The organism is Mycobacterium hippophais, from assembly GCF_027529605.1.
Lineage (GTDB): Bacteria > Actinomycetota > Actinomycetes > Mycobacteriales > Mycobacteriaceae > Mycobacterium > Mycobacterium arseniciresistens.
In genome coordinates, this window is sequence record NZ_JAPZPY010000005.1 from 32,044 (window position 1) to 49,762 (window position 17,719).

A 17,719-nucleotide genomic window follows, 5' to 3' on the forward strand; every position below is an offset into this window, starting at 1 on the left:
TCCAGTAGACGCCGCTGCCGATGACGTCGTTGTCCTTCAGCGCCATCACGCCGTAAGCCATGGCGCCGTAGAGGGCGGTGTAGCCGAGGACTTGGCCGATGAGGGCCAGGTTGGCGCCCTGCTCACCCGTCTGCTTCATGCGCTTGCGCGCGATGTGGCCGAGCGCGATACCCGCGGGCGGCACCAGCAGCCCGAGTGGAATCGAGGCGATGGCGAAGGTGTTGGTCTTCCGATTCGCCGGGTCGGCATGGACGGGGTCGGGCAGGGCGAACTTGATCAGCGTCTTGACGCCCAGGGCGTCGACCCTGGGTCCGAGGATCGCCAGCGCGGCGGCCAGCACGGTGATCGACAGGACCGCCGCCAGCATGACCGAGGCGATGATCGCGTAGGTGATCGACTTGAGGAAGCCCTGCGGGAACAGCAGTAGCGGCACCGACGACGCCACCAGGATCACCGCGGAGAACATGATGGTGCGGCCGGACGTCATCACGGTGCGGCGTACGGCCGCCTCGGTGTCGTAGCCCTCGGCGAGTTCCTCCCGGAATCGGCTCACCATGAACAGGCCGTAGTCGACGGCGATGCCCAGGCCCATGAGCGTCACCACCGGCTGGGCGAAGAAGTGCACGGGGATGAACTCGGCGGCCAGCCGCATGACGCCGAGCGCACCGGCAATGGTGAGGCCACCGATGAGGCCGGGCAGCGCCGCGGCGATCACACCGCCGAAGACGAAGAACAGCACCACGCAGACCAGCGGGATGGCCGCCACCTCGGCGCGCTTCTGGTCCTCGCCGATGGTCCCGGTCAGCTCGCTGGCCAGTGGCTGCAGGCCGGCCAGCTGGATGTCGCCGCCGTTGATCTCCTTGAGATCGGGTTCGACGGCCTGGTAGTTCTTCAGGATCGCGTCGTCGTCCTCGCCCTTGAGCGGGATGGAGACGAAGGTCTTCGACAGGTCCTCGGTCTTCATCTGCTGGACGGTTTCGCTGGCCGCGTCGGGGGCCTTGAGCCAGCCGACCCAGCTCAGCACCTGGTCGGGGTGGTCGGTGACGAACGTGTCGAGCTCGCCGACCACGTCGCGCTGCCACTGTGGATCGGTGACCTTCTTGCCGTCGGGCGGCGTCAGGATCGCGACGACGTGGCTGGCGCGGTCACGGCCGTACACCTCGTCGCCGAGCAGCGATGCCTGCACCGACTGGCTGCCCTCGTCGTAGAAGCCACTCTGCGTGACATGCTGGCCAAGGCTGATGCCGTAGACCCCGCCACCCAGGCACAGGGCCACCATGACACCGATGACGATGTACCGGAATCGGTAGACCGTTCGACCCCACCAGGCGAACACGTGAGCTCCTTACATTGACAGCATCTCTGGGGCGACCCCGCCGCGGTCGATTGAGTTGTCAGACACGCGAGGTCAGCTTCGCGGACAGCGGCCCCGACGGCTGCAGCCACACCCTGACCGGGTCGCCGATCGAGTCCGATCCGCGGTAGCGGCACCCGGGGGACACAGGGGTGCCCTCCAAGTCGATGAACTCCAAGGTATCCGACGCTAGCGCCCAGCTCGCATGTTCGCGAAATCCAGGCGGCCGGAACGGGGCCTCATTCTGGGCCGTGTCCTGCGACGATCCTCCCCGCAGACCGGTGGTCACAATCGGATCACGCCGGGCGCCGATCATCGGTCACAGGCGGCCTTCGCGGCGGAGCACATCCTGCGCGCTGATCCCTCGGCCGCGCCGCCGGTCGTCGTCCGCGGAGGGAGCCGGCTCCTCCGGCGCCCCGGGATCCTGCTCGGCGGGCGTCGGGATCGCGGTGGTGGGCTCGTCGAGCTCCCGGTCCTCGACCGGCGGCGGGGGAGTGCGCCGCGTGGTGCGCTTCGTCGCGTCGCCTGCGGCGTTCACCGCGCTCGTCGCGGCATCGAGCACGGTGTTCCCGGCGGCCGGGATGCGCGTGGTCGGCGGCTCGGGCTCGGGGGTGTCCTCGCGGCCGGGGATCCGCGTCGCCGCCTGGCCCGCCGCTCGCGGCGGAATGCGTCTCGGCGTGGCGCGCGGGCGGGGCGGCGGGAACGGATCATGGGATCGCAGCGGGCGGGCCGGCGCGGCCACCTCTGCGCCGACGAGCGCGTCGCGCCCCTCCTGCGCGGCGGGGTGTTTCCGTTCGTCGGGCAGCTCGATCTCGCCGAGGCCGAGGCGCTCCTGGATGCGCTTCATCCAGCGCGGCGCCCACCAGCAGTCGTCGCCGAGCATCTTCATGATCGCCGGCACCAGGAACATCCGGATCACGGTGGCGTCGAGCAGCAGCGCGGCGATCAGGCCGACGGCCAGGTACTTCAGCATCACCAGGTCGCTGAACACGAACGCGCCGCCGACGACGACGAGGATCAGCGCCGCGGCGGTGATGATCCTGCCGGTGGTCGCCGTACCGACGCGGATCGCCTCGGACGTCGACAGCCCGCGGGCCCGTGCCTCGACCATGCGGGACACCAGGAACACCTCGTAGTCGGTGGACAGCCCGTAGATCACCGCGATGATCAGGCCGACGACCGGAGCGGTCAACGGTGTCGCGGTGAAGTTCAGCACCCCCGAGCCGTGCCCCTCGACGAAGATCCAGGTCAGGATGCCCAGCGTGGAGCCAAGTGTCAGCGCGCTCATCACCGCGGCCTTGATCGGCAACACCAGCGACCCGAACGCCAGGAACATCAGCAGAGTGGTGGTGGAGACCAGGATCAGCAGCATCATCGGCAGCTTGTCGAAGAGGCTGTGGATCGAATCCTGTTCCAGCGCAGGCGTACCGCCCACCGAGATCGTCACGCCCCGCGGTGGTTCGATCGCGCGCAGCTCGTCGAGCCGCTTGGCGGCGTCGTTGCGGACCTCGAGCCCGTTCTGCAGCACGGTCACGTCGGGATCGGTCTTCTGCGGGGTGTTGCCGCTCTCGTCGGGCGAGACCGGACGTTCACTCCACTCCGGCTCGGTGAAGCCGCTGATCTGTGCCGCCTTGCTCTTGATCTCGTCGACCTGGGTGGGCGAGGCGTTCTCGATGACGAGTGTCAGCTTCTCGGTGCGGTAACCGGGGAAGGTCCGGTCGAAGTCCTCCTGCGCCATGCGGACGGGATTGTCCGGCGGCAGGTACTTCTCGCTGATGCCGCCGAGCGCCAGCTGGCCGAGCGGGACGATCAGCAGCACCATGATGACGAGGATCGGCACGGAGTACAGCACCGGCCGTTTCATCACCCGGTTGACGAGTTGGCCCCAGAAGCCGTTCTCCACGTCGGCACGCGTCTTGGTCTTCTGGGTCCGCTCGGCGAACCAGTCGATGATGCGGCTGGTGAACTGGTTGTCGCGCAGGAACGGGATGCGGTACAGCGTGCGCACACCGAGCGCGTCGACGTTGCGGCCGAGGATGGCCAGCGCCGCGGGCAGCACGGTGATCGACAGCAGCGCCGACAGCGACACCGACGCGATGCCTGCGTATGTCAGCGATTTGAGGAAGCCCTGCGGGAACAGCAGCAGGCCGGCCAGGGAGGCGACGATCAGCACCGCGGAGAACGTCACGGTCCGCCCCGCGGTCTGAACGGTGCGCCGGACGGCGGTCTCGGTGTCGTAGCCCTCGGCGATCTCCTCGCGGAACCGGCTCACCACGAACAGCCCGTAGTCGATCGCGATGCCGAGGCCGATCAGCGTGACCACCGGCTGGGCGAAGTAGTGCATGGGTTCGCCGGTCAGCCAGATCACCGCCCGCAGGATGCCGAGCGAGCCGATGATCGACAGGCCGCCGATGATCACCGGCAGGCTGGCCGCGACGACGCCGCCGAAGACGAAGAACAACACGACGGCCACCAGTGGCAGCGCGATGATCTCCATCCGCTTCTGGTCCTTGGCGATGGTGCCCGTCAACTCGTTGGCCAGCGGGTTCAGGCCGGCCAGTTTGATGTTGCCGTCGTCGACCTGCTGCAGGTCGGGCTCGATGGCCTTGTAGTTGTTGAGGATGACGTCGTCGTTGTCGCCCTTGAGGGTGATGTAGACGAACGCCCGGTCCTTATCCGGCGTCGCCAGCGCCGCCGGGAATCCGCGCAGGTAGCCGTACCACTCGAGGAACTGGTCGGGGTGATCGGCCTTGACCGCGTTCAGCTGGTCGGTGACCTCCTTGGACCACTGCGGATCGTCGACCTTGCGGCCGTCCGGCGCGGAGATGATGCCCACCACGTGACTGGTCCGGTCGCGCCCGTACACCTCGTCGGCAAGCACCGAGGCCCGCACCGACTCGCTGCCCTCGTCGAAGAAGCCGCTCTGGGTGACGTGCTTGCCCAGGTCGAGGCTGAGCACCCCGCCGAGCGCGCACATCGCGACCATGACGGCGATGACGATGTACCGGAACCGGTAGACGATTCGACCCCACCAGGCGAACACGTCGAGCTCCTAACGTCGGGACTGTTCGGAGGAGTGCGGCACCCGGGCGCCGCCGTCACCCACGGGAGGTGAGCAGCGCCGACAGCGGCCGGAACGGCTGCAGCCACGCGCCCTGGTCGGGAAGCGAATCCAGGCCGATCCTCGGGAGCGGCTCCCGGAACACCCCCGGGATGTCCTCGAGGTCGACGAACTCCAGGACGTCGGACGCCAGCGCCCAGCTCGCGTGTTCGCGGAATCCGAGCACCTGCACGGGGATGTCGTCGCGGGCGACGTCCTCCAGCGGCTGCCGGAACGCCTGCCCGTCGGCCGACGCGACGATCACCGACGCCAGCCCCTCGCTTCGGCGGAGTGCGATGTGCGCGAGCATGTCCGAGTCGACGTCGCTGTCGTCGTCGATCTTCGGTTTGGCGAACACGGCGAACCCGACGTTGCGCAGCGCCTCCACCCACGGCCGGACCACGTCCGCGCTGCCCGGGGCGATGTTGGTGAACACGGTGGCCTCGGGTTCGAGGGTGATGTCCGAGCCGCCGTCGGCGAGTTGTGCGGAGAGTTCGGCGGTGCGCCCGAGCAGCCACCGGCCCAGCGCGTCGAACCTCGGCCGGTGCGCGGCGGTGGGCCGCCCGCCGAGGATGGAGCCGAGGCCCATGTCGAGGTTCGGCGCGTCCCACACCAGCAGCACCCGCTGACTGCCGGCAGGCGGACCCGCGGGCGGGGGCGGGGTGGCGACCGGGATGTCCTCGGTGAGACTCATCGCGAAGCCTTCTCCCAGAGCAGTTCGGTGACGTCGGGTCCGGCGAGGGCCTTCTGCTCGTACTTGGTGACGGGCCGCTGTGCCGAGATCGGCAGCTCGGCGTCGGGATCCACCCGGCGCAGCAGCGGTTCGGCGTCACCGACCGCGGCGATGTGCTCGGCGTAGCCGGCGTGGTCGGTAGCGGCGTGCAGCACCCCGCCGGGGCGTAGCCGGTCGGCGATCAGGGCCACCGTCGCGGGCTGCAACAGCCGGCGCTTGTGGTGCCGAGCCTTGGGCCACGGGTCGGGGAAGAACACCCGCACCCCGGTCAGCGAGTCGCTGCCGAACATGTGCTCGAGCACATCGACACCGTCGCCGCGGACCAGCCTGAGGTTGGTGACCGGGGGATCGGCGCGGTCGATCGCGCTCAGAAGCTGGGCCAGGCCCCGGCGGTAGACCTCCACCGCCACGACGTCGAGATGCGGCTCGGCCTGCGCCATGGCCAGCGTCGAGGTGCCGGTGCCGCAGCCGATCTCCAGCACCACCGGTGCGGACCGGCCGAACCACGACGGGAGGTCGATCAGCGGCGCCGGCCGGCCCTCGTCGTCACGGGCCTGTGCGCCGAGTTCCGACCACAGCCGGTCCCAGGCGGCCTGCTGACCGCCGGACAGCGCGGAGCGCCGGGAGCGGAAGCTGGTCACACGCGGATGGGGATGGGCGGCGGGGGCGCGGCTGGTGTCGTGCGAAGCCGGGGAGCCCGCGACCTCGGACCTGCGCGCTTGCATCCGTCCATGGTCGCTCATCAACGGTCGGGTACCCGCTCCGTGGTGCATATTGATACCCAACAGTTGCCTTCGGCTGGTATGTCGGCGCAGGGCGGCCCCTGGGGACGAAGCGTTCGCCAAGCGGCGCGGCAGGTGCCACGATCGGCGTGAACACCTGCACGCACCAACCCACCGGAAGGACGCGCCATCTTCGCCGACGCGCTGACCGATTTCGCCGCACGGGCCGGTGACCGCCGGCCCGCCGTGGAGCATGTCATCGCCCGGCTCACCGCCCCGTTGCCGGTCGAGGTGCTCGGCCGTGCCGGGGTGGGCCGGCGCACGGTGACCGCCGCGCTGCGGGATGCCGGTCTGACGGTCGTGGACGGCAGCGGCGCCGAATTGGCGGTGCTGGTGATCGCCGAGGCGCTCAAGCCGGAGGACATGGCAGCGGTCGCCGCCGCCCGGGCTCCGGTGCTGATCGTGTTGAACAAGGCCGACCTGTCCGGGGCGGCCGGCGGCGGGCCGATGGCGCGGGCGCAGGTGCTCGCCGCCGACTGCCGCGCCCGCACCGGTGTGCCTGCGGTGCCGCTCATCGGGTTGCTGGCCGGGGCCGCGCCCGACGCCGAACTGGTCGCGGCGCTCGACGTGCTCGTCCACCATCCGGCGGACCTGCGGTCGACCGACGCCTTCCTGGACTCCGGGCACCGTCTCGGGCGTGCGATGCGCGAGCGGTTGCTGGCCCGCCTGGACCGGTTCGGGATCGCGCATGCGGTGCTGGCTCTGGGGCGGGGCGCCGACCGCGAAACGCTGCCCGGCATGCTGCGCCGGCTCAGCGGCATCGACGGGGTGCTCGCGGCGATCGATCAGGTGGCGGCGCCGCTGCGGTACCGGCGGATGCGGTCCGCGCTGGCCGAACTGGAGGCGCTGGCTGTGCGCTCCGGCGACGAGCGGCTGTCCGATTTCCTGGCCGCAGACGATACGGTGCTCGCCGTGATGGCTGCCGCGGTCGACGTCGTCTCGGCCGCCGGGCTCACGGTGGACCCGGCCGACGACCGGGCCGCGCACCTGCGCCGCGCGGTGCAGTGGCGCAGGTACGGCCGTGGCCCGGTGGGCGCCGTGCACCGCGAGTGCGCCGCCGACATCTGCCGCGGGTCGATGCGGCTGCTCGAGATCGGCCGGGGCGCACCGTGACGGCCGATCCGGTCGCCGCCGCTGACGCCGTGGTCGCGGCCATCGATCCGGGCCTGAGCTCGCCGGGAGTCGAGAGCAGCGACGTGGTGCTGGTGACGGGTCCGTGGCTGGCAGGAACCAGCAGCCTGGTCGCCGAACTGCGCCGGGAGCTGCCCGAGCACACCTTCGTCGAGTCCGACGACCTGCCTGCGGGCAAGGCGCCCGCGGCGGTGGTGTTCGCCGTGTCGGCGAGCGCGCCGCTCACCGAATCCGATTGCGCGCTGGTCGAACTCGCGTCCAACTACACCGACCTTGTGGTGGGTGCGGTGACCAAGATCGATGCGCACCGGAACTGGCGCGACGTGCTGACCGCCGACCGGACCCTGCTCGCCGAGCGCTCCGCCCGTTACCGGCAGATGCCGTGGGTGGGAGTGGCGGCCGCGCCCGATCTCGGCGAGCCGCGGCTCGACGAACTGGTCGGGCTGCTGCGTCAGCGGCTCACCGATCCGGATCTGCAGCGGCGGAACCGGTTGCGGGCGTGGGAGAGTCGCCTGGAGGCGGTGATCCGGCGTTACCAGGCCGACGGTGCGGGCGCCGACCGTGAGGCGCGGGTGACGGCCCTGCGCGCCCGCCGCGACGAGATCCGCCGTGACAGTCGGCTGGCCAAGTCCGAGCGGGGTATCGCGCTGCGCAGCCAGGTCCAGCAGGCCAAGGTGCAGCTCGCCTACTTCGCCCGCAACCGGTGCACCTCGGTGCGGGCCGAACTGCAGGAGGACGCCGCCGGACTCGGCAGGCGCCGCCTCGCCGCCTTCGAGGACGAGGTGCGGACCCGCGCCGCCGACGTCGTCACCGAGGTCGACGAGGGCATCACCGAACACCTCGCCGGGGTGGCGGCCGAGCTGAAGATGTCGCCTCCGCCCACGGCGGCCGCGCCGGGGATCCCGGACTTCCCCGCCCCGCCGCTGAAGAACCGCCGCCTTGAGACCGTGCTGATGATGCTGCTCGGCGCCGGGTTCGGGCTCGGGGTGGCGCTGGCTTTCAGCCGGCTGTTCGCCGGAGTCGCGCCGGGTCTGACCGTCGCCGGTGTGGTCGCGGGCGGTGCGGTCGGCCTGCTGCTGACCGTGTGGGTGGTCGGGATCCGCGGACTGCTGCACGACCGGTCGGTGCTCGACCGCTGGGTCGGCGAGGTCACCACCACCCTGCGGTCGGCCGTCGAGGAGCTGGTCGCCACCCGGGTGCTGGCCGCGGAGGCGGCGCTGACCACGCAGCTGACCGCCCGCGACGAGGCTGAGGCGGCCACCGCCGCTCAGCAGATCGCGACGATCGACGCCGAACTGCGCGAACACGCGGTGGCCACGGCCAGGGCGGCGGCCCTACGAGACCGACGGGCACCGCCGCTGCAGCGGGCGCTCGACGCCGTCCGCACCGAGCTCTACGGGTCGGCCCCGGCGACGGCGACCAATGGCTCCCGCCCGTCGGCCGACGCCGAACGGGTGTCGTCGGAGGATTCGGCCGGGAACTGAATCGGTCAACCGGCGAGAAGGAGTTTTTCTGAATCGTTCCTGTGAGTGATCGGACATGATCCAGAATTTCCCCGGGTATGTCACCCACGTTAACCTCACTACAAGGGACGACCGCGGCACCACTGATTTCGTAGTCGGCGGCGTCGGGGTCTGCGTCCGGCAGCGCCCGTCAGCAGAAGATGCAGGAGACGAGAGATGACCTCAGCGACTATTCCGGGTCTGGACACCGCACCGACCAAGCATCAGGGCCTGCTCGCCTGGGTTCGGGAGGTCGCCGAGCTGACACAGCCCGACCGGGTGGCATTCGCCGACGGTTCCCAGGAGGAGTACGAGCGCCTCGCCGCGCAGCTCGTCGAGGCGGGCACGTTCCAGAAGCTCAACGACAAGAAGCAGCCCAACTCCTACCTGGCGCTGTCCGATCCCTCCGACGTCGCCCGTGTCGAGTCACGCACCTACATCTGTTCGGAGCGCGAGATCGACGCAGGCCCGACGAACAACTGGATGGACCCGGCCGAGATGCGCGGCATCATGACCGACCTGTACCGCGGCTCCATGCGCGGCCGCACGATGTGGGTGGTGCCCTTCTGCATGGGCCCCCTGGATTCCGAGGATCCCAAGCTCGGTGTGGAGATCACCGACTCCGAGTACGTCGTGGTGTCGATGCGCACGATGACCCGGATGGGCGCCGCGGCGCTCGAGAAGATCGGCGAGGACGGCTTCTTCGTCAAGGCGCTGCACTCGATCGGCGCGCCGCTGGAGCCGGGCGAGCAGGACGTGCCCTGGCCGTGCAACGACACGAAGTACATCACCCACTTCCCCGAGACCCGCGAGATCTGGAGCTTCGGTTCCGGCTACGGCGGCAACGCCCTGCTGGGCAAGAAGTGCTACTCGCTGCGGATCGCGTCGGCGATGGCCCGCGACGAGGGCTGGCTCGCCGAGCACATGCTGATCCTCAAGCTGATCTCGCCCGAGGACAAGGCCTACTACATCGCCGCGGCGTTCCCGTCGGCGTGCGGCAAGACCAACCTCGCAATGCTGCAGCCCACCATCCCGGGCTGGCGCGCCGAGACCGTCGGTGACGACATCGCGTGGATGCGGTTCGGCAAGGACGGCCGGCTCTACGCCACCAACCCCGAGTTCGGGTTCTTCGGCGTCGCGCCCGGCACCAACTGGGACTCCAACCCCAACGCCATGAAGACGATCGCCAAGGGCAACACCGTCTTCACCAACGTCGCCAAGACCGACGACGGCGACGTGTGGTGGGAGGGCCTGGAGGGCGAGCCCGACCACCTGATCGACTGGAAGGGCAACGACTGGGTTCTGCGTGAGACGGAAACCAAGGCGGCGCACCCGAACTCGCGCTACTGCACCCCGATCTCGCAGTGCCCGACGCTGGCCCCCGAGTGGGACGACCCGCAGGGCGTGCCGATCTCGGCGATCCTGTTCGGCGGCCGTCGCAAGACCACCGTCCCGTTGATCACCCAGGCCCGCGACTGGCAGCACGGCGTGTTCATCGGCGCCACACTGGGTTCCGAGCAGACCGCGGCCGCCGAGGGCAAGGTCGGCACCGTGCGCCGCGACCCGATGGCGATGCTGCCGTTCCTCGGTTACAACGTCGGTGACTACTTCCAGCACTGGATCGACATCGGCAAGAACGCCGACGAGTCCAAGCTGCCCGCGGTGTTCTTCGTCAACTGGTTCCGCCGTGGCGACAACGGCCGCTTCCTGTGGCCGGGCTTCGGTGAGAACAGCCGCGTGCTGAAGTGGGCCGTCGAGCGCATCGAGCACAAGGCCGACGGCAAGACCACGCCGATCGGCATCGTGCCCACCGCCGAGGACCTCGACCTCGAGGGTCTCGACGTGGACGCCGCCGACGTCGACGAGGCGCTCGCCGTGAACCCCGAGGAGTGGCGTAAGGAATTGCCGCTGATCGAGGAGTGGTTCGAGTTCGTCGGCGAGAAGCTGCCCACCGGCATCAAGGACGAGTTCGACGCGCTGAAGACCCGCCTCGCCGAAGCGGAGTAACCCGCCCGCTTTCTCCGAAACGACCCACTTGACACCCGTCAAGTATCGTCGTCGTAGAGTCGGTCCATGCAGATCCGCGAGCATGTCGGCGCCGGTAAGCCGGCGATCATCCTCCACCCGTCCGGCACCGTCATCACGTTCGACGACCTCGAGGCACGGGCCAACCGGCTGGCGCACCATTTCCGCGCCAACGGACTGCAGGAGGGCGACGTCGTCGCCATCCTGATGGAGAACAACGAGCACATGCACGCCGTCATGTGGGCGGCGCGCCGCAGCGGCCTGTACTACGTGCCGATCAACACCCACCTCACGGCCGCCGAGGCGGCCTACATCATCGACAACAGCGCCGCGAAGGCCGTCGTCGGATCGGCGGCGCTCCGTGAGACCTGCGCGGAACTCGGCGAGCATCTGCCGCGCGGGCTGCCCGCCGTGCTGCTGATCGCCGACGGAGCCGAAACGTCGGCGACAGGCACCGACAGCGACCTCGACGGCTGGGTGCGCTATCCCGAAGGCGTTGCCGGACAACCCGACACACCGATCGACGACGAGATCGAGGGCGATCTGCTGCAGTACTCCTCGGGTACCACGGGTCGGCCCAAGGGCATCAAACGCGAACTGCCGCACGTGCGTCCGTCGGAGGCGCCCGGCCTGATGGCGATGCTGGTGCAGTTCTGGCTCGACCCCGACGCGGTCTACCTGAGCCCCGCGCCGTTGTACCACACCGCCCCGTCGGTGTGGTCGATGCAGATCCAGGCCGCCGGGATCACCACCGTCGTGCTGGAGAAGTTCGACGCGCAGGGCTGTCTCGACGCCATCGCGCGCCACCGCGTCACCCACGGGCAGTTCGTGCCCGCGATGTTCACCAGGATGCTGAAGCTGCCGGAGTCCGTGCGCACGAGCTATGACGTCTCCAGCCTCAAGCGGGTGATGCACGCCGCCGCACCGTGTCCGGTGGAGATCAAGAAGCAGATGATCGACTGGTGGGGCCCGATCGTCGACGAGTACTACGCGTCCTCCGAGGCGCACGGGTCCACGCTCATCTCGGCCGAGGACTGGCTGACCCACCCCGGGTCGGTGGGCAAGCCGATGAACGGGGCCATCCACATCCTCGACGAGGACGGCAACGAGCTTGGACCCAACCAGCCCGGCGAGATCTACTTCGAGGGCGGCGCGTCGTTCGAGTACCTCAACGATCCGGACAAGACGGCCAAGTCACGCGAATCCCACGGCTGGACCACGGTGGGGGACATCGGTTACCTCGACGAGGAGGGCTACCTGTACCTCACCGACCGGAGGCACCACATGATCATCTCCGGCGGGGTGAACATCTACCCGCAGGAGGCCGAGAACATGCTGGTGACCCACCCGAAGGTGATGGACGCCGCGGTGTTCGGCGTGCCGGACGACGAGATGGGCCAGCGCGTCAAAGGTGTGGTGCAGACCGTCGACCCGGCCGACGCGACCGAGGCGTTCGCCGAGGAACTGCTCGGCTGGCTGCGGGACCGCCTGGCGCACTACAAGTGTCCGCGGTCCATCTCGTTCGAGGCGCAGCTGCCCCGCACCGACACCGGCAAGCTCTACAAGCAGGAGCTGATCGCGAGATACTCGGGCTGATGCGCGTCGTCGACCTGTCGGACCCGCCGTCGCCGGAGGCCGCGGAGCCGGCGGGCGTCGTGGTCGCCACCGGCGATCCCCTCGCATCGGGCGCCGAATACTGGTTGCAGCGAGCGACATTCACCCTCACCGAGCAGCCGTGTGAGGACCGCCGAGTGGTCCGGGTGCCGTCCGTGCAGCGCACCCTCGCCGAACTCGAACAGCGCTGCCGAACCTGGCCGAAGGCGGCCGCGGTCGGCGACGACGTGCTGCGGGCGGTGGACGTCGCGGCGCCCGCCTTCGCCGGCCTGATTGCGGAGTCGCTGGCCTACTCGACGCTGCAGGGCAGTGCCGAGTTCCAGTCCTGGCTCGTCGCGCGTGGACCCAGAACGCCTCCCGCGCTGCCCGATCCGGTGCTGGCGCAGCGCGACGGCGACACCCTGCGGGTCCGGTTCAACCGGCCGGGCAGGCACAACGCCTTCTCCACCGACGCCCGTGCCGCGCTCCTCGAGGCGCTGGAGATCGCCCGCCTCGACACGTCGGTCACCGAGGTGGTGCTCTCAGGCAACGGGCCCTCGTTCTGCAGCGGCGGCGATCTGGCCGAATTCGGTTCCTTCACCGATCCGGCCGACGCGCACCTGGCCCGCACCCGGCACAGCCCCGCGCTGGTGCTCGACGAGCTGGGCCGCCGCCTCGGGCCTGCGCTGCGGGCCGAGGTGCACGGCCAGGTGCTGGGCAGCGGACTGGAGATGGCCGCGTATTGCGGACGGGTGACGGCACATCCCGATTCGGCGATCGCGCTGCCGGAACTGGAACTGGGCCTGATTCCCGGGGCAGGCGGCACCGTCAGCATCACCCGCCGCATCGGGCGGTGGCGGACCGCCTACCTGTTCCTCACCGGCGAAACTGTCGACCCCGCCACCGCGCTGCAGTGGGGCCTCGTCGACGAGGTCACCACCGAAGCCCGCACAGGCGTCCCCCTCGTCATCCGGCTCATGCCGGAGTACACGGTCGACTTCCCGCTCTGGGAATCCGGCGGGCAGCGCTACCTGCTGGCCCCGGGCGACCTCCCCTTGTCGAATGACCTCGAACGCGACCTCGAGCAGTGGGCCGGCTTCTTCAACCGGCACTTCCACCACGACCTCGGGTGGGACCAGCCTGACGCCGGCGCGGACTGGGGCCGCTGGGGAGACCGGCTGGCTGCGGCGCTGCGGGCGGAGCTCGCCGGCATCGCCGAGGTCACCACCGACTTCTGGCCGCTGGCCGACGGGTAGACACCCACCGCCGATTATCGAAACGGCCGCCACGACGGCATGATCACTGTGAGCGTGGCGTCGACGGGTATCGGGGGTCTGTTGTGCTGTGGATTCTGGGCGGCTGGGGCGACCGTCCCGACCACCTGTCGTCCTGCGCAGAGCGGGTGCAGCGGTCGTTGCGGCTGGCGCCGTCGCAGCCGGACGTGTACGGGCACTGGGGTGTGTGGCTGCCCCGTGACCCGGACGGGCGCACCGGGTATGACCTGCAACCGGTCGACGTCGACGACATCGCCGACATCGAACGGGCCATCGACAAGGTCACCGAACGCGCAGCCGGCGACGGCCCGGCGGCGGGCATCTACGCCGAGTTCGCCCGCAGCCGGTCCGGTGAACAGCCGGGGACGAGTTCCACCCGGTTCGAGTACGTCGTGCGGGCGGGTTTCACCGACCCGTCGAGGGCGCAGAACCAGGTCGCGTTCGACGTCGACGCGGGCACCGACGACCGCACGCTGATGGCGTACATGACCGCGCTGGTGCAGGCGTGGGAGCCCGACCATCTCGGCGCGGTCACCCAGCAGACCAAACGGGCGCAGCGCTACCGGTCGCCCGAGGCGGTGGTGGGCCGGCTCACCTACATCCGGGCCGGCACCCCTTTGGACACCGGCGTCCTCGCCGACCGCATCGACATCGCCGCCGCCGACGGCGGGCACTACATCCGCGTCCCCGGCACCCCGGAGCGGCCGAGCCTCGACCACATCACCACCGTGCGCCGTGCGCTCGGCTACGGCAGCAGCGGAACGCGGGACGCGGCCGTCAGCGGCCGGTCGGCGTGACCGGCGCGGCCGTCACTCGTTCTGCGCCAGGCAGTAGGTGCGTTCCGGTTCCGGGAATGCCAGCGCCTGCGCGGGCGGCACGCACGCGCCGGGATCGTTGCTGTCGAGGCGGGTGGTGACCTTGCCCGCGGCGTTGGGATCCGCGCAGTCCACCTTCCTGAACATCGTCTCCATCGAGTCGACCCGGAAGCAGTCGCCCTGCTCGAAGTTGGGCAGGAAGCACCGGGTCTGGCCGGTGACCGTCGCCTGGTAGAGGTACGAACCCTCGCTGGCGGGACCGTCGGGGCACTGGCCGGGTCCGGACACGGCACCCAGCTGCAGCTGGGCTTCGGGGTCCGAACAGTCGACGCTGTCGGGCACGCCGGTGTCCGGGATGTCGATGACGCACTCGCCGACGTCGAGCCCCGCGCTGTCGCTGGTCGATGTCGGCGACGATGACGAGGAACGCTCGGACGACGCGGAAGGCTCCGACGACGAGGATGTGGACGGCGACGACGCGATCCGGCCGAGGTTCCCGAGCAGTCCGAGGACCAGGATGATCGCACCGGCGATGATCAGCCCGGTGCCCTGCTTCTTCGGCGCGACGGGCGGTGGCGGCGGGTAGCCGGGCGGCGGGTACGGCGGCTGCCCGCCCGGCGGCGGGTACGGCGGCTGACCGCCCGGCGCCGGGTAGGGCTGCTGCGGGTAGGGCGGCGGATAGCCGCCGGGCTGTCCGTACCCGGGGTAGCCGCCCGGAGGTGGCGGCGGACTCCCGTAGGGCGCCTGGCCCGGGGTCCAGCCGTACGGTGTATTCGGTTGCGGGGAACCGGATCTGCTTCTCTTGACGAGCCCGAGGATCAGCAGCACCAGGCCGATGATGGGGATCACGGCATAGCCGACCATCTCGCCGACGTCGGTGGCGTCGGCGAGCACCGAAATGTTGGACGTCACGCTGTTCCTCCGCACCCGTCTCGGCGCGCACCGTGCGCCCCCGGCAAGCCTATGCCGGATGATGCCGGCGCAGCGTCACCACGGCTCAGCGCTGCCGCGCGGGCCGGATGATCAGCTCGTTGACATCGACGTCGGCGGGTTCGCCGATGGCATAGGAGATCGCGCGGGCGATCGCGTCGGGCGGGATCGAGTCGGCCCGGTACTCCTGCATGGCGCCCGCCGCCGTCGGGTCGGTGATCGACTCCGCGAGCTCCGATTCGACCACACCGGGCGACACCGTCGTCACCCGGATCGACGGGTCGACCTCCAGCCGCAGGCCCTCGGTGATGGCCCAGGCCGCGAACTTCGAGGCGCAGTACACCGCGCCGGTCGGCACCACCTCGTGCGCGCCGACCGACGCGACGGTGATGAAGTGGCCGCCGCCTTGGCGCTGGAAATGCGGGAGCGCGGCCGCGATGCCGTGCAGCAGTCCGCGGATGTTGACGTCGATCATCCGGTCCCACTCGTCGACGAGCAGTGCGTCCAGTCGGGACAGCGGCATCACGCCGGCGTTGTTGACGACGACGTCCACCCGGCCGTGTTCGGCCACCGCGGCGTCGACGAACGCCGCCACGTCCGCACGGTCGGTCACGTCGAGGCGGCGGACGTCGATGCTGCCGCCGTCCTGCTCGATGCGGCGCGCGAGGTCGGCGAGGCGGTCCTCGCGACGGGCGCCCGCGACGACGTGATGGCCCTCCGTGGCCAGGCGTGCGGCGACGGCTTCACCGATGCCGCTGCTGGCGCCGGTGACGAGAATGATCTTCGAATCGGTCATGGAACCAGCATCGGCGGTGACGCCCCGCGCAGCCAGGGTGCAGTGCACCCTGCCTGAATCCAGCGGCGGACCTAGTGTGGAACGGTGGCCGAGTTCGGTGAATACCTCAAGGGCCGGCGGGCCGCAATCAGCCCGTCCGACGCGGGCCTGACCAGCAACGGTGTCCGGCGGGTGCCGGGGCTGCGCCGCGAAGAGGTGGCGATGCTGGCGGGTGTCAGCGTCGACTACTACAGCCGCCTCGAACAGGGCCGGGAGCGCTCGCCGTCGGTGCAGGTGCTCGAGGCGCTCGGGGCGGCGCTGCGCCTCGACGCCGACGGCCGAAGGCATCTGTTCCGGTTGGCCGGCCTCGCGCCGCGAGAGCAGCACACGCAGGTGGCCGACCGCGTCGACCCCGGGCTGCTTCGACTGATGGACGCCTGGCCGAACAACCCTGCGCTGGTGTACAACCGGGCCTACGACGTACTGGCGGTGAACGCGCTCGCCGAGGCCCTGTTCGGCGAGTTCGGTGCGGTGGGCAATCTGATGCGGCTGGTGTTCACAGATGCGCGGGCCCGCGACTTCTACGCCGACTGGCATGCCGTCGCGGCCGACTCGGTGGCCGGGTTCAGGATGGGCTACGGCGCCGCCCCGTACGACCCGCACGCCCGGGCGGTGCTGACCGAACTGCTCGACGCCAGCGAGGAGTTCCGGACACTGTGGAGCAGGCAGGACGCTCGTCGGAAGTGTCTGGCGGTCAAGCGCTTCCGTCATCCGGAGGTCGGGCTGCTGACCTTGAGCATGCAGACGTTCGACGTGAGGGCCGCCCCGGCCCAGGAGCTCGTGGTCTACGACGCGGAGCCGGGCAGCCCGAGCGCCGACGGGCTGGCGCTGCTCGGCAGCATCGCCGCGAGCCGCTCCGTCTGAGTGATCTCGGCGTGACAACGCGCGCTCACCGCGCATGAACACGCCGAAATCACTACCCGGAGCGGCGCAACGTCACGCGATAGGTGTACTGCTCGGGCAGGAAGTGGCTGATCGCCAGCTCGACCGGACGCCCGGAACTGTCCGAGTAGAGCCGGTCGACCCGCAGCATCGGGTGCCCGACGGTGCAGTTCACCGCGTCGGCCACCGCCGCGTCGGCCGCGGCGACGGTGATCGACTGCGCCGCTTCCACGATGGGTTCCCGCAGGCGCGGCTCGAGCAGCCCGATGACGGTGTGGGTCCCCGCCGATCCGGTCGCCATCGCGTCGGCGCCGGCGACGGATGCGGCCACCGATTCGGGCAGGTGCACGATGGTGGCGACGAACGGCACCCCGTCATGCAGGCGGCGGAACGCGACGGTGTGCACCACGTCGTTGTCGAGCCGCAGCCGGCTCGCGGCCGCCACGTCCACCCGGCGTGACAACCCGCTTAGCACCTCCATCGTGGTGTCCTGCGACAGGTTCATCAGGTCCTCGATGGAACCCAGTTGCCGCAGGTAGCGCCGCGCGGAGTCGCTGGCGTAGGTGCCGCGGCCGGGCACCCGGTACACGATCCCCTCGGCGACCAGGTCCTGGAACGCCCGCCGCACCGTCTGACGCGACAACCGTTCGCGCGCAACCAGTTCGGATTCCGTGGGCAGCCGGAGACCGTTGCGGTAACGGCCGGCGGCGATCTCGTCGCGCAACCGGTCGCGCAGCAGCTGGTACGCGGGCGCGGTCAAGTC

The 17,719-nt window shown here is 70.2% G+C and carries 12 protein-coding genes and 4 pseudogenes; 7 read left to right on the forward strand and 9 right to left on the reverse strand.

What is annotated here, in order from left to right; genetic code table 11:
* Positions 1 to 70: 70 nt before the first annotated feature.
* The 6 genes and pseudogenes from O6P37_RS28530 to trmB form a co-directional block, all read right to left on the reverse strand.
* Positions 71 to 280, reverse strand: a pseudogene (locus O6P37_RS28530) (DUF4190 domain-containing protein); the annotation flags it as partial.
* Positions 263 to 1,336: pseudogene (locus tag O6P37_RS28535) on the reverse strand (MMPL family transporter); the annotation flags it as partial. The pseudogenes O6P37_RS28530 and O6P37_RS28535, both read right to left, overlap by 18 nt.
* A 58-nt stretch (positions 1,337 to 1,394) precedes the next feature.
* Positions 1,395 to 1,580, reverse strand: a pseudogene (locus O6P37_RS13375) (NYN domain-containing protein); the annotation flags it as partial.
* 93 nt (positions 1,581 to 1,673) lie between these two features.
* Complete coding sequence (locus O6P37_RS13380; RefSeq protein ID WP_269894531.1) at positions 1,674 to 4,397, reverse strand: MMPL family transporter; 2,724 nt, start codon at positions 4,395 to 4,397, stop codon at positions 1,674 to 1,676.
* Between the two features lie 55 nt (positions 4,398 to 4,452).
* Positions 4,453 to 5,148: an NYN domain-containing protein gene (locus O6P37_RS13385; RefSeq protein ID WP_269894532.1), complete on the reverse strand. Its 696-nt coding sequence runs from the start codon at positions 5,146 to 5,148 to the stop codon at positions 4,453 to 4,455.
* Complete coding sequence (trmB, locus tag O6P37_RS13390) at positions 5,145 to 5,930, reverse strand: tRNA (guanosine(46)-N7)-methyltransferase TrmB (RefSeq protein ID WP_269894533.1); 786 nt, start codon at positions 5,928 to 5,930, stop codon at positions 5,145 to 5,147. Before trmB ends, O6P37_RS13385 begins: the two co-directional genes overlap by 4 nt.
* A gap of 225 nt (positions 5,931 to 6,155) precedes the next feature.
* Between trmB and O6P37_RS13395 the strand changes: the two genes are divergently transcribed.
* The 6 genes and pseudogenes from O6P37_RS13395 (at position 6,156) to O6P37_RS13420 (ending at position 14,291) form a co-directional block, all read left to right on the forward strand.
* Positions 6,156 to 7,082, forward strand: coding sequence for a hypothetical protein (locus tag O6P37_RS13395; protein ID WP_269894534.1), 927 nt, complete (start codon positions 6,156 to 6,158; stop codon positions 7,080 to 7,082).
* Positions 7,079 to 8,584 carry a hypothetical protein gene (locus O6P37_RS13400; RefSeq protein WP_269894535.1) on the forward strand — a complete coding sequence of 502 codons (1,506 nt, stop codon included), beginning with the start codon at positions 7,079 to 7,081 and terminating at the stop codon, positions 8,582 to 8,584. The genes O6P37_RS13395 and O6P37_RS13400 overlap by 4 nt, the downstream gene beginning before the upstream one ends.
* 195 nt (positions 8,585 to 8,779) lie before the next feature.
* Positions 8,780 to 10,609, forward strand: a complete 1,830-nt coding sequence (locus tag O6P37_RS13405) for a phosphoenolpyruvate carboxykinase (GTP) (RefSeq protein WP_269894536.1) — start codon at positions 8,780 to 8,782, stop codon at positions 10,607 to 10,609.
* 66 nt (positions 10,610 to 10,675) lie between these two features.
* Positions 10,676 to 12,223: a fatty-acid--CoA ligase FadD4 gene (gene fadD4, locus O6P37_RS13410; protein WP_269894537.1), complete on the forward strand. Its 1,548-nt coding sequence runs from the start codon at positions 10,676 to 10,678 to the stop codon at positions 12,221 to 12,223.
* Positions 12,220 to 13,158: pseudogene (locus O6P37_RS13415) on the forward strand (enoyl-CoA hydratase/isomerase family protein); the annotation flags it as partial. The gene fadD4 and the pseudogene O6P37_RS13415, both read left to right, overlap by 4 nt.
* A 401-nt stretch (positions 13,159 to 13,559) precedes the next feature.
* Positions 13,560 to 14,291: a hypothetical protein gene (locus O6P37_RS13420; RefSeq protein WP_269894538.1), complete on the forward strand. Its 732-nt coding sequence runs from the start codon at positions 13,560 to 13,562 to the stop codon at positions 14,289 to 14,291.
* Positions 14,292 to 14,303: 12 nt separating this feature from the next.
* Here the strand turns inward: O6P37_RS13420 and O6P37_RS13425 are convergent, their stop codons facing one another.
* Positions 14,304 to 15,221, reverse strand: coding sequence for an LppU/SCO3897 family protein (locus O6P37_RS13425; RefSeq protein WP_269894539.1), 918 nt, complete (start codon positions 15,219 to 15,221; stop codon positions 14,304 to 14,306).
* Positions 15,222 to 15,306: 85 nt separating this feature from the next.
* Positions 15,307 to 16,035 (reverse strand): SDR family oxidoreductase, encoded by a 729-nt coding sequence (locus O6P37_RS13430; protein WP_269894540.1) that lies wholly within the window; start codon positions 16,033 to 16,035, stop codon positions 15,307 to 15,309.
* An 84-nt stretch (positions 16,036 to 16,119) separates the two neighbouring features.
* Between O6P37_RS13430 and O6P37_RS13435 the strand changes: the two genes are divergently transcribed.
* Entirely contained in the window at positions 16,120 to 16,938 is an 819-nt protein-coding gene (locus tag O6P37_RS13435) for a helix-turn-helix domain-containing protein (RefSeq protein WP_269894541.1), read from the forward strand.
* A gap of 52 nt (positions 16,939 to 16,990) precedes the next feature.
* Here the strand turns inward: O6P37_RS13435 and O6P37_RS13440 are convergent, their stop codons facing one another.
* Positions 16,991 to 17,716 (reverse strand): GntR family transcriptional regulator, encoded by a 726-nt coding sequence (locus O6P37_RS13440; protein WP_269894542.1) that lies wholly within the window; start codon positions 17,714 to 17,716, stop codon positions 16,991 to 16,993.
* Between the last annotated feature and the right edge of the window lie 3 nt (positions 17,717 to 17,719).

Excerpts from the sequence above, each read along its gene's own strand:
- O6P37_RS13405 (WP_269894536.1), top strand. The coding sequence starts at position 8,780 with ATGACCTCAGCGACTATTCCGGGTCTGGACACCGCACCGACCAAGCAT.
- O6P37_RS13385 (WP_269894532.1), bottom strand. The coding sequence starts at position 5,148 with ATGAGTCTCACCGAGGACATCCCGGTCGCCACCCCGCCCCCGCCCGCG.
- trmB (WP_269894533.1), bottom strand. The coding sequence starts at position 5,930 with ATGAGCGACCATGGACGGATGCAAGCGCGCAGGTCCGAGGTCGCGGGC.
- O6P37_RS13430 (WP_269894540.1), bottom strand. The coding sequence starts at position 16,035 with ATGACCGATTCGAAGATCATTCTCGTCACCGGCGCCAGCAGCGGCATC.
- fadD4 (WP_269894537.1), top strand. The coding sequence starts at position 10,676 with ATGCAGATCCGCGAGCATGTCGGCGCCGGTAAGCCGGCGATCATCCTC.